The following is a 9322-nucleotide window of genomic DNA, read 5'->3' on the forward strand; positions in this document are numbered from 1 at the left end:
AACCCGGCCGGGGGGAAGGAGGCAAGAGATGGAGCACCACACCCGGCCGGAAGCGCAAATCCCGGACACCCTCGCTAAAATCGCAGGACTCTTCCAGATAAACCCCGACCTGGGGGAGGTGGTTCTTCGCGCCTACGCCGCCCTGCGCGGCCTCTCCCCGGAGGCCCTCCGCGCCCACCTCCTGGCCCCTCCCCTCCGCCCGGAGCGGGCCCGGGAGGCCTTCCAGCGGCCCTACCTCGCCCACTTCGCCCAGACTCTCCCCCGCTACCCCTACGCCACGGACGACCCCAAGGAGGGGGTGCGCATCTACAAGCGGGAGAACGCCCTGAAGCGGGTCCACGTCCAGGTGGGCCACTACCCCCACGCCGTCTTGCGGCTGGTGGTGGACGTGGACCTCCCCTGGCCCCAGGTGGAGGAGCGGATCCACGCCCTCCCCCCCTCCCTGGTCCTGGTCAACCCGAGATCGGGCCACTTCCACGCCTGGTACGAGCTGGACCCCATCCCCCTCACGCCCCCGCCCGGGCGGGAGGGGAGCCTGAAGGGGGCCCTGGCCCTTCTCGCGGAGGTGGAGGCCCTGCTGGAGGCCTACTACGGGGCGGACCCGGGCTACAACGGTCTCCTCTCCCGAAACCCCTTCCTCCACCCCCCGGAGTGGACCTGGGGCGGGGGGAAGCGGTGGAGCCTGCGGGACCTCCACCGGGAGCTCCGGGGGCTCCTTCCCTCCGGGACCCGGAGGCGGGTGGACCCGGGCCTGGCCTCCTACGGGCGGAACAACGCCCTGTTTGACCGCCTGCGGGCGGAGGCCTACGCCCACGTGGCCCTCTTCCGGGGCGTCCCCGGGGGGGAGGAGGCCTTCCGGGCCTGGGTGGAGCAGAGGGCCCACGCCCTGAACCAGTCCCTCTTCCGGGACCACCCCAAGGGGCCCCTTGACCCCCGGGAGGTCCACCACACGGCGAAGAGCGTGGCCAAGTGGACCTACCGGAACTACCGGGGGGCGAGGGTCTACCCGGTCTCCTCCACGGGGAGGCCGGACCGGAGCCGCCTCTCTCCCCAGGCCCGGGCCCTGATCCCGCCCCTCCAGGGCCAGGAGCTCCAGGAGGCGGTGCGGGAGGGCGGAAGGCGGCGCGGATCCCGGCGCAGGCAGGAGGCCGAGGAGAAGCTCACGGAGGCCCTGAAGCGCCTCCAGGCCCGGGGGGAGCGGGTCACGGCCAGGGCCCTGGCCCGGGAGGCGGGGGTCAAGCCCCATACCGCCTCCAAGTGGTTGAAGAGGATGCGGGAGTAGCGTCCAGGACGGCACAAACCCCAAAAATGTGCCCCAAGCTGGTGGCTATCAGGGTATACAGGCGGGGGTGCGGGGGTGCAACCCCCGCCAGCCCCGAAGGGGCTGTATTGGAGAACCTAGAGAGTCTCCTTAGCGTAGTTGACGGCTAAAGTCCCCCTTCTTTTTCCTGGAAGCCGCAAAAATTTTGTTTTTCTTGGGGTAGACACCTTGAGATCCGAGAGAAAGTGAGATAACTCACATATTTACCCCGCCCGCACGCAATTTTCATCGTCCAGGACGGCAAAAACACTGATTTTCCCCCTCGAGGACCGCCCCTAAAACGGCTTTTAAGGCGGGGGGTGGGCGGGGGGCACCAATCCCACCCCTCCCCCCGCCCCCCGGCCTTCTAGGGGCCTTAGGACGGGTGAGAGGGTCCTTCTGGGGGCAGGGTCCGGAGCCCGCTCTGGCCCGGGGGCTGGACCGGCCCTCGGGCGCTCAAGCGTAGACAGGGAGAACCCCTCCATAGCCGGCCTGGGTTACGGGGCGCTCACCAGAGCCTTGGCGCGCTTCTTCGAGGAAAAAAGTTCTTCCTGAAGCCCCGGGTGCCCCGCCCTCTAGGCGGCCCTGGGGGCTACCTCAACCTCCTTCCCCAGCAGGAGTAGGCGGATGGGCCTGCCCTGGAGGAAGAGGGCGTAGACGGAGGGCCAGCCTTCGGGGTTGGGAGCCTCCATGGCCCAGGCCAGGGCTTGGGCCGCCACCTCGGGCTCGTCCAGGGGAAGGAGGACCAGGCGGTAGGTGGGGGGAAGCTCCCGGAGGAGGTCCGCCTCCAGGAGGTATTGCATCAGGACCCCGTCCAGCTCCGCCAGCCTTTCTGCAGGGTTCACCATCCTTCCCTCCCTTGGGCCTTTGCGGCCCGGTAAGCCTCAATGTACTCCTCGGCCTTCAAGGAGAGCTCCCTCTCCGCCACCCTCGCTGCCTCGCCGGGGTCCTCAGGAAGGTCCACGGGCTCATGGGAGGCGATGCGGGAAGCCCACCGGAAGAACGGCTTCTTGGACGAACTGGCAAAGCGGTGGGACCGACTGATTGAGAAGTCGCCCCCGGTCCCCTCTCCCCAGGGGCTTTCTCCCCAGTCCCTGGGCGGGGATCCCAAGCCCCTGGACCTCGCCACGGAGTTCTTCCGGGACCAGGTGAGCCCACAGGCCACCCTTCCGGGACAGTGCCTCTCCTGGTTCCTGTGGGCGTGCACCGCCTACCGGAACGCGGGGTACGTGTCTTTTACCGCCAGCACGAACACTTTGCCAGGCGACTTCGGGAACCAGCAAAACATTTCGTACCCTTGGTATTGGAGAGGAACTCCTAAGCAGGTCTACACCAACCCCCTCAACGCCCCTTCCAGAGCGACCCCAACAACACCTGGGGAGCCTGGGACCTGATCCAGGCGTACGCTTGGGACATGGGCCAAAACCACGCCATCGGTTGCGGCCCGGTATCCGTGCTCCGGATCTTGGAAGTCTACCGCCAGCGGGGCCTGGAGGGGATTCCCTGGGACATCACCCTGAGGCTCCCCAAGGACGACCTCAGCTTCTCGGGGTACTCCGTCACGGTGCCGGGGAGCGCAAGGATCCCCTCAGGTCTTCCCCAGTGGGCCCAGCTGGCCCTCTGGCCGGTGAAACTCACCACCCAGAACGGGAAGAACATCTACAACGCCTGGATCTCCCAGGCCCTGAACGGCAAGCAGGCTGGACTGGACCAGGCGGTCCTGCCCAAGGACTACGCCCCGGGGGCTAACCGCTGGCTGGCGGACAACGGCCTGCCGGTGCGGGTGACGGGGGCCTACCTGCGCGACTTCGACGCCTCCTTCCTCCTGAACCCCTACATCCCCATCACCGGCCCCATCGCCTGGGTGAGCTACACCCAGTACACCTGGACCACCAACGGGCTGCTCAAGGACACCATCGGGAATAGGGATCTTCCGGCGGTGGTTCTCTACGACAGCGCACAGATACGTAGCGGGTCGTCCTACTACCTCCACTACGCCCCGGCCTACCGCTACCGGGTGGTGGAGTACTGGGACTGGTCCGCCAACTTCGCCACGGTGGACAACGGGAAGGAGGGTCTTTCCCCCCGTCCTTTTGGTCCCATTGAGATTTACCTCAGCGACTACTACGATCTCTCCAACGGGGTGTGGCGCATCAGCCGCTAGGGGGTGGTGAAGGGTGCGTAAGCTCGTCGGCCTTGGCCTGCTGGCGTCGCTGGCGGTGCTGTTTTCGGCCTGTGGTGAATGGGTCTTTGTTCTTACTCCCATAGATCTTCATGTGTTGTACTACCCCCAGAATCCCAGCCTCTGCCCCGGAGGAGCGGGAGCGGTGAGCACCAACAACCCAGGGTTCTACAGCCTGCCCCTGAAGCCCACCACCTCCCCTCCCACGCCCCCGGGACCGGGGGAGATCATTCCTTTTCCGACTCCTAGTTATGGGCCCGTCACGCTGCTACCTTTCTACACGAGCGACCGCCCAGAGAAGTACGACCTGACCTTCTACTGCAACGCCGGGGAGGGCCGCCACCTGACCACCCCCGGCCCCCGCTGGCCGCCACGGGACTACTTCGTCGACAATCAGAAGACCCCCGTCCTCGTGGTGGTGGAGGACGGCGGCCAGCCCGGGTACCTGCGCTGGTACTGGGCGTACCGATGAATAAAGGCCTTTAGCTCCGAGGCGGTGGTTCTGACAGGGTGCCCAGCTCCGCTCTCCCTACGGCGGAGGTGGTGGAGGCCAGGCCCCTGGAGGGCCTCAAGCTCTGGCTTCGCTTCTCGGACGGGAAGGAGGGGGTGGTGGACCTCTCGGCCCTGGAGCTTCCCGTTCGGGCCCTGGACGGGGCTCCCCCTAAATGGGCGGTTGACTACCCCAGGCCCGCGCTTGATGCCCAGGGACATGTATGAAGGCAAGGGATTGAAGGTGCTGGTCATCGTGGAAGACCCCAACGAGGCGGGCTACCTGAAGTGGTACTGGAGCTTCCTCCCGTGAACCCAAGCGATCAGGCGCACCGAGCGCCCTTTAGGTCCTAAGGCCCTGCCCTGGCGGGGCTACTCCCTTTCGCTCCGGCCCCAGGGACCTTAGGGCGGGCCAGGGGCCCCTTCCCTTGGGCGGGCCGGACCCCGGCCGACGGCGTGCCCGGCCCGCCCTCGAGGGGGGCTCCTTCGTGAAGGCGAACTTTCGCGCAAAAACTAGGCCAAACTGCCCCCCTAGACCGCATAGGCTTGCCGGGGATCCCGGGATGACCTGCGGGTTTTATGCAACCTAACCCCCGGGGATCTCGGGGATAGGGGCAGGCATGGACTTGCAAACCCCCTCCCGGCCCCTAGGGGCAAAACGAAGATCCCCCGGGGGTAACCCCCGGGGGCCTTTTGCCATGACCGTTCTCCACGCCGCTGGTGCGGTTAGCTCCACTCGCTCACGCAGTCAACTCTCGCTCTCACGCAGTCAACTCTCGTGCATCTCCTCCTTTCACGCGCGCCCGCCCAGCGGTTTCCCCCTGTACGGCCGGAGGAACGCCGTGGCTGGTCCCGTGGGCCGGACCGCGCCCTCCCGTACGGCCGGGAGCACGCCGTGGCTGGCCGTTTGGCCGGCCTCCGCCGCCACGGTTAGGCCCGTGGCCGCCACGCCCGCCTCCCGTCAGGATCCGCCCCCTCCCGGAGGGCTCCCCTGGGGGAGGACAAGCGCCAGTAGTTGTCCACGCTCAAACCCTCGGGTACTACCAACTTCCCCTCGGGCCTCCCAAAACCCGGTTGTCGGGGCGGGAAAACCCCGCCCCCAAGTGGCGCTGAGGTCCTGATCCGGTCCAGGCTTTCGGTACAGAGCGCCTTCACGTCGCCGCGTGGGACACCGCCGGGTGAGGACGACCCCGAACGCTAGCCCCGCGCGTGACCTACTCGCCTGGTCTCCCCCTCCAGCACGGGCACTTATCGCGCCAGCCCCTCGGGATCTTCCCCCTACGAGCCGGCGTTTCGTCACCCTACGGCTTCTCCCGTCATCCGGGCCCCCACCCGTCAGGGAGCTGCCGCCTGGAGGTTCCCCCGTTAGTCTGCCCCTACAACCCGGCCCGCCTGACCAGCGGCCCAGCGCGGTTTCCGAAAACCGGATCCCCCCACCCTACGAGGTTCCAGAGCTCGGTTAGGGGGGCCCGCGCCGGGCGTGGCGTCCATCGGCACCGGTACTTCCCCGTAGGGGGTTTCTCACCCCCATTTCGGACGCGAGCTATGCGCGGCCAGGGGTTTCCGCTTCCGCTTCCCCCCCTGTGCCACCGCCTCCCTCGGCGGCCTGGGGCCTTACGGCCCAGCCGGTCGTGCGGCCGCACGACCGACACCCGGCGTCTCGCCGCCGGCCTCAGCGCTGCGCCAGCGGGGCACCGGCAGGTGGGTTCCGATTTCCCCACCCACCGGCGGCGGGGTAGGCTACGCCCTCTGGGGCTACGCCCTCTCCCCACTTTCGGGGCAGACAGCCGGGCCATTTCAGGCCCGACCTGTCCGGGTCGCCCGTCCTCCTACAGATCCCCGATCCCTCGGGGTTTGGATTGCGATAGACCGCAGGCCTCTCAGCCTGCAGGCCCCGCGTTGAGTGCCGCGCCAGCGCCCATTTCCGGACGCACGCGGCTTCCCCGGCAACGACAGCGGTGTGGGGGCACCGCCGCCGCTTCCAGGACCCCAGGCGCCACCCCGGGTTCAGGCCGTCCCAATGTTAGGGGAGGGGGGGAGGTGGCAAAAAAAACTGCCGCCGCCCCCCTGGGCCGCCCCCCTGGAACCTCATTTGGTTTGACTAACCGCCTAAAAACCGCCCGAAACTGCGTGCATTCGTGCGGCCTTTTTAATTTTCAACCCCCCCACGACCGGGGTGGCACCCTGGCCACATGACCAGGGATCCGGCCGACTACCCCCTCCTCAGAGGCCAGACGGCCCTCCTGGCCCAGGCCCTGCGCCTGGTGAGCCGGGACGGGTACCGGTACTGGCAGGTCCAGACCGCCCCCACGGACCGCATCCTGGCGGCCGTGAGGACGCTAGATGAACTCCACGCCGTCCTCCTCGACCGGGCCGCCCGGGCGGTGAGGCGCCGCGCCCGCCTCCCCGTGGCCCAGCTCCTCCTGGCCCCGGTGAGCGTGATGCCCCCGGAGAACCCTCCCCCCACCTGGCCCATGCTCATCGTGGCCACCGCCCCCCTCCCCGGGGAGAGGATGCGGCGGGTGGACCCCAGCGCCAACCCGCGCGCGCCCCTCTACTGGGTGGCCTGGCGGGACGGATGGACGCCCGCGTACGTCCTGCGAACGGACCAGCGGGGGCGGTGGACCTGGTTCCTGGAGGACGGCTTCTACCGGGCCCTCCTGGAGGCGGCCCTGGCCTACGCCGCCGAGGGGGACTGGCGGAGGCTCGTGCTCCACATGCGCACCCTGGCGCACCTGCCCATGTTCAGCGGCGTGTGGAGCCAGATCCAGGAGATCCGCAAGAGGGTGCAGCAGTATTGGGGAGATAGACACTTGCGGGACCCCTCGGGCCAGTGGAAGGCCCCGCCGTGGCGGGCGGGGCTGGAGGGATGGCCCCGCACCCCCCTCTCCCCCGTGGGGATGCGCCTCTACCCCGAGGAGCCCCCGAGAACCCTCGGGGAGTGGTGGGAGATGCACCGGAGGGGAGCATGAACGAGCGTGACCTGATCCGCCACCTGGCCCACGTGGCCCACCGCTACGCCGAGATCGTGGTGGAGGGAGCTGAGCGCCACCCCCACCTGGGGCCTCTTCTCGAGGCCCTTTCCGCCGCCACGGGGGAGGAGGATCCCAGGAGCCTCCCCCCCGAGGCCTGGGAGGAGGCCCTCTGGGGCCTCCTGGTCGAGGCCATCGCCGACCGCCTCGTGGACGGTTGGGACCGGTACGGGGCCCCCAGCGCGGCCCGGGATCCCGAGGGGGAGGGGTACGTGGCCAGCGCCGAGGGGCCAGGAGAGCCCATCGTGGTTCGGGCCTCCACGAAGCGAGAGGCCTACCGGGAGGCCAGGAAGGCGTGGGTGCGGCGGCTTCTCGAGTAGGCTGGGCCCGTGCCCTGGGAGCACTATCTCCTGCCCCTCTTGGACTACCGGATCCGCGTGGAGTGGAACGTGGAGCGGGGAAGGCTCCTTTCCTGGGCGGTACAGCTGGAATGGCTGGACCCTGAGGAAGGGCGCTTCGTCTGGGTGGCCCGGTACGACACCGCAGGAGGCCTCCCACACCGGGACCGGAACCGCATCGCCCGTCATGAGCCCATGCCCCACCTTTCCCCCACCTCCGGGGGAGACCTCAACCGTGCCCGGGACGACCTCCTTGCCCGGGCCTGGGAGTACATTGAGGCCTACAAGGCCGCGAAGGCCGAGGGGAGGGAGGCATGGTGAGGAACCCCATGGAGCTCAGGATCGGCCGTCTGCACGGCCTCTTCGTGGAGCACCTCCTGCGGGATCCCGGGTTGCGGGAGGCCCTTCCCCACCCCTTTGTCCTGGTGGCTCTGGACCCATCGGACCCCGAGCTGATGGCCTACGCCCTGGAGGCGGCTAAGCGGAGCGCGGGGGAAGGCCCCATGGTCTACGCCCTTTTCCAGGGTGAGGAGCTTCGGCTGATCATCGCCCCGGAGGGGCCCATCCTCCCCGCCCGGGCGGCCTAGGCCCCCGCTTTCTCCCAGACGGGAAGGGCCTCCAGCAGGAGGCGAGAGAGGGACTTCGGATCGGAGAGGCGGTGGCTAGCGTCCAGGATTTCAATCCCCAGGAGCCTTCCCTCCCTGTCCCAGTTCAGGGCCACCCCCCGGGGCCACCTCCTCCACGGTGGCGGGGCCTCCCCGAAGGCGATGTAAAGGGCGTCGGCTTCTGGTTCCACTCCCCCGCGAGCGGTGAGCGCTCACCCTGAGCGCCTGTAGGGTAGGCTTAGGGCCCGGCCCCTAGGGCGCTATACTTGTATAGCAATGGTGGTCGTCCGCCTGCCCAAGGAGATCGAAGAACGCCTCACGGCCCTTGCCCGGAAGACGGGGCGCAGCAAGAGCTATTACGTCCGCCAGGCCCTCTTGGAGTACCTGGACGACCTGGAGGACTACTACCTGGCGGTGGAGCGCCTGGAAGAGCGCCTCCCCGGCATCCCCCTGGACGAGGTGGAGCGCCGCCTTGGGCTATCGGATTGAGTTCGACCCCCGGGCGGAGAAGGAGCTGGAGAAGCTGGACCGCGAGGTGGCCCGCCGCATCCTGCGCTTTCTTCGGGAGCGGGTGGCTACCCTGGAAGACCCCCGCAGCCTCGGGGAGCCCTTGCGCGGGCCGGAGCTGGGGAGGTTTTGGAAGTACCGGGTGGGGGACTACCGCCTGATCTGCCACATCCAAGACCGGGAAGCGACGGTCCTGGTCCTGCGGGTGGGCCACCGCCGGGACGTCTACCGCTAGGGACCCCCGGGGGGTGAGCGCCCGCTCAGCGCCCGGGGTGAGCGGTGAGCGCTCACCCTGAGCGCCTGGGTAGACTGGGGTCGTGGAGCACCCGGAAGGGGAAGACCCGACCCTCCTGCCCCCGGCCTTGGCCGCCCGGGCCCTGGGGGTCTCCCCGGCCACCCTCCGGCGCTACGCCGCCCTGTGGGAGCGGTTGGTAGGTCCCCTGCCCCGGGATCCCCGGGGGGGACGGCTCTGGCCCAAGGAGGCCCTGGCCCGCCTCCGGGCGGCCCGGGAGGCCCACCTGCGGGAAGGCCTCCCCCTGGAGGAGGCCCTGGCCCGGGTCCAGGGAGACTTCCCGGCCCTCGCCCTCCCCTCCGAGGGGGAGGCCCTGGCCCTCCTCCGGGCCCTGGCCGAGCGGCTGGAGCGGGTGGAGGGGGAGCTAAGGGCCCTGCGGGAGGAGAACGCCCGCCTCCGGGAGGCCCTGAAGGCCCTGGAGCCCCCGCGGAGGCGGCCCTGGTGGCGGTTCTGGGGGCATTGACCTGGGGACTACCGCTTGGTCCCGGGGCTTGTCGCTAGAATGGGGGGCATGAATGAAACAGACCTCGGCCGGGTTAACCGCCGAGGCCTCTCCTCCCCAGGAGGCCTCCATCCT

Annotated in this window: 14 protein-coding genes; 11 read left to right on the forward strand and 3 right to left on the reverse strand. The window is 69.0% G+C overall.

The annotated features are described in order from the left end of the window. The first annotated feature begins 28 nt into the window (after nt 1-28). The gene (locus tag TTH_RS11270) at nt 29-1282 is read left to right on the forward strand and encodes a primase C-terminal domain-containing protein (RefSeq protein ID WP_011171673.1); all 1254 of its coding nucleotides are present in this window, start codon (nt 29-31) and stop codon (nt 1280-1282) included. A 593-nt stretch (nt 1283-1875) separates the two neighbouring features. Here TTH_RS11270 and TTH_RS11275 read toward each other — a convergent pair. Continuing rightward, nucleotides 1876-2148 carry a DUF5647 family protein gene (locus tag TTH_RS11275; protein WP_011229276.1) on the reverse strand — a complete coding sequence of 91 codons (273 nt, stop codon included), beginning with the start codon at nt 2146-2148 and terminating at the stop codon, nt 1876-1878. Continuing rightward, nucleotides 2142-2264: a hypothetical protein gene (locus tag TTH_RS11760; RefSeq protein ID WP_263405781.1), complete on the reverse strand. Its 123-nt coding sequence runs from the start codon at nt 2262-2264 to the stop codon at nt 2142-2144. Before TTH_RS11760 ends, TTH_RS11275 begins: the two co-directional genes overlap by 7 nt. Before the next feature lie 489 nt (nt 2265-2753). On the opposite strand from TTH_RS11760, the gene fliC reads away from it, so the two are divergent. The 7 genes from fliC to TTH_RS11310 all read left to right on the forward strand — a co-directional run bounded on the left by fliC (nt 2754) and on the right by TTH_RS11310 (nt 7928). Next, complete coding sequence (fliC, locus tag TTH_RS11280; protein WP_164926131.1) at nt 2754-3464, forward strand: flagellin FliC; 711 nt, start codon at nt 2754-2756, stop codon at nt 3462-3464. 13 nt (nt 3465-3477) lie between these two features. After that, nucleotides 3478-3954, forward strand: a complete 477-nt coding sequence (locus TTH_RS11285; protein ID WP_011229278.1) for a hypothetical protein — start codon at nt 3478-3480, stop codon at nt 3952-3954. Between the two features lie 71 nt (nt 3955-4025). Further along, on the forward strand, nt 4026-4199 hold the full coding sequence (locus TTH_RS11290; RefSeq protein WP_224065261.1) for a DUF2442 domain-containing protein: 174 nt from the start codon (nt 4026-4028) through the stop codon (nt 4197-4199). 1964 nt (nt 4200-6163) lie between these two features. Then, nucleotides 6164-6943 carry a hypothetical protein gene (locus TTH_RS11295; protein ID WP_011229280.1) on the forward strand — a complete coding sequence of 260 codons (780 nt, stop codon included), beginning with the start codon at nt 6164-6166 and terminating at the stop codon, nt 6941-6943. Further along, nucleotides 6940-7323 (forward strand): hypothetical protein, encoded by a 384-nt coding sequence (locus TTH_RS11300; RefSeq protein WP_011229281.1) that lies wholly within the window; start codon nt 6940-6942, stop codon nt 7321-7323. The genes TTH_RS11295 and TTH_RS11300 overlap by 4 nt, the downstream gene beginning before the upstream one ends. Nucleotides 7324-7332: 9 nt before the next feature. Then, nucleotides 7333-7662, forward strand: a complete 330-nt coding sequence (locus tag TTH_RS11305; protein WP_011229282.1) for a DUF7718 family protein — start codon at nt 7333-7335, stop codon at nt 7660-7662. Beyond that, entirely contained in the window at nt 7656-7928 is a 273-nt protein-coding gene (locus TTH_RS11310) for a DUF5647 family protein (protein WP_011171670.1), read from the forward strand. Before TTH_RS11305 ends, TTH_RS11310 begins: the two co-directional genes overlap by 7 nt. On the opposite strand, the gene TTH_RS11315 is transcribed toward TTH_RS11310, so the two are convergent. Next, a complete protein-coding gene (locus TTH_RS11315; protein ID WP_011229283.1) occupies nt 7925-8137 on the reverse strand; it encodes a DUF2283 domain-containing protein in 213 nt (70 codons plus the stop codon). The genes TTH_RS11310 and TTH_RS11315 overlap by 4 nt on opposite strands. A gap of 85 nt (nt 8138-8222) precedes the next feature. On the opposite strand from TTH_RS11315, the gene relB reads away from it, so the two are divergent. The 3 genes from relB to TTH_RS11330 all read left to right on the forward strand — a co-directional run bounded on the left by relB (nt 8223) and on the right by TTH_RS11330 (nt 9208). Next, nucleotides 8223-8435, forward strand: coding sequence for a type II toxin-antitoxin system RelB family antitoxin (gene relB, locus TTH_RS11320; protein ID WP_011171671.1), 213 nt, complete (start codon nt 8223-8225; stop codon nt 8433-8435). Continuing rightward, nucleotides 8419-8688: a type II toxin-antitoxin system RelE family toxin gene (locus tag TTH_RS11325; protein WP_011171672.1), complete on the forward strand. Its 270-nt coding sequence runs from the start codon at nt 8419-8421 to the stop codon at nt 8686-8688. The genes relB and TTH_RS11325 overlap by 17 nt, the downstream gene beginning before the upstream one ends. 82 nt (nt 8689-8770) lie before the next feature. Further along, the gene (locus TTH_RS11330) at nt 8771-9208 is read left to right on the forward strand and encodes a MerR family transcriptional regulator (protein WP_011229284.1); all 438 of its coding nucleotides are present in this window, start codon (nt 8771-8773) and stop codon (nt 9206-9208) included. The last annotated feature ends 114 nt before the right edge of the window (nt 9209-9322 follow it).

It is taken from the genome of Thermus thermophilus HB8, assembly GCF_000091545.1.
Classification (GTDB): Bacteria; Deinococcota; Deinococci; order Deinococcales; family Thermaceae; genus Thermus; species Thermus thermophilus.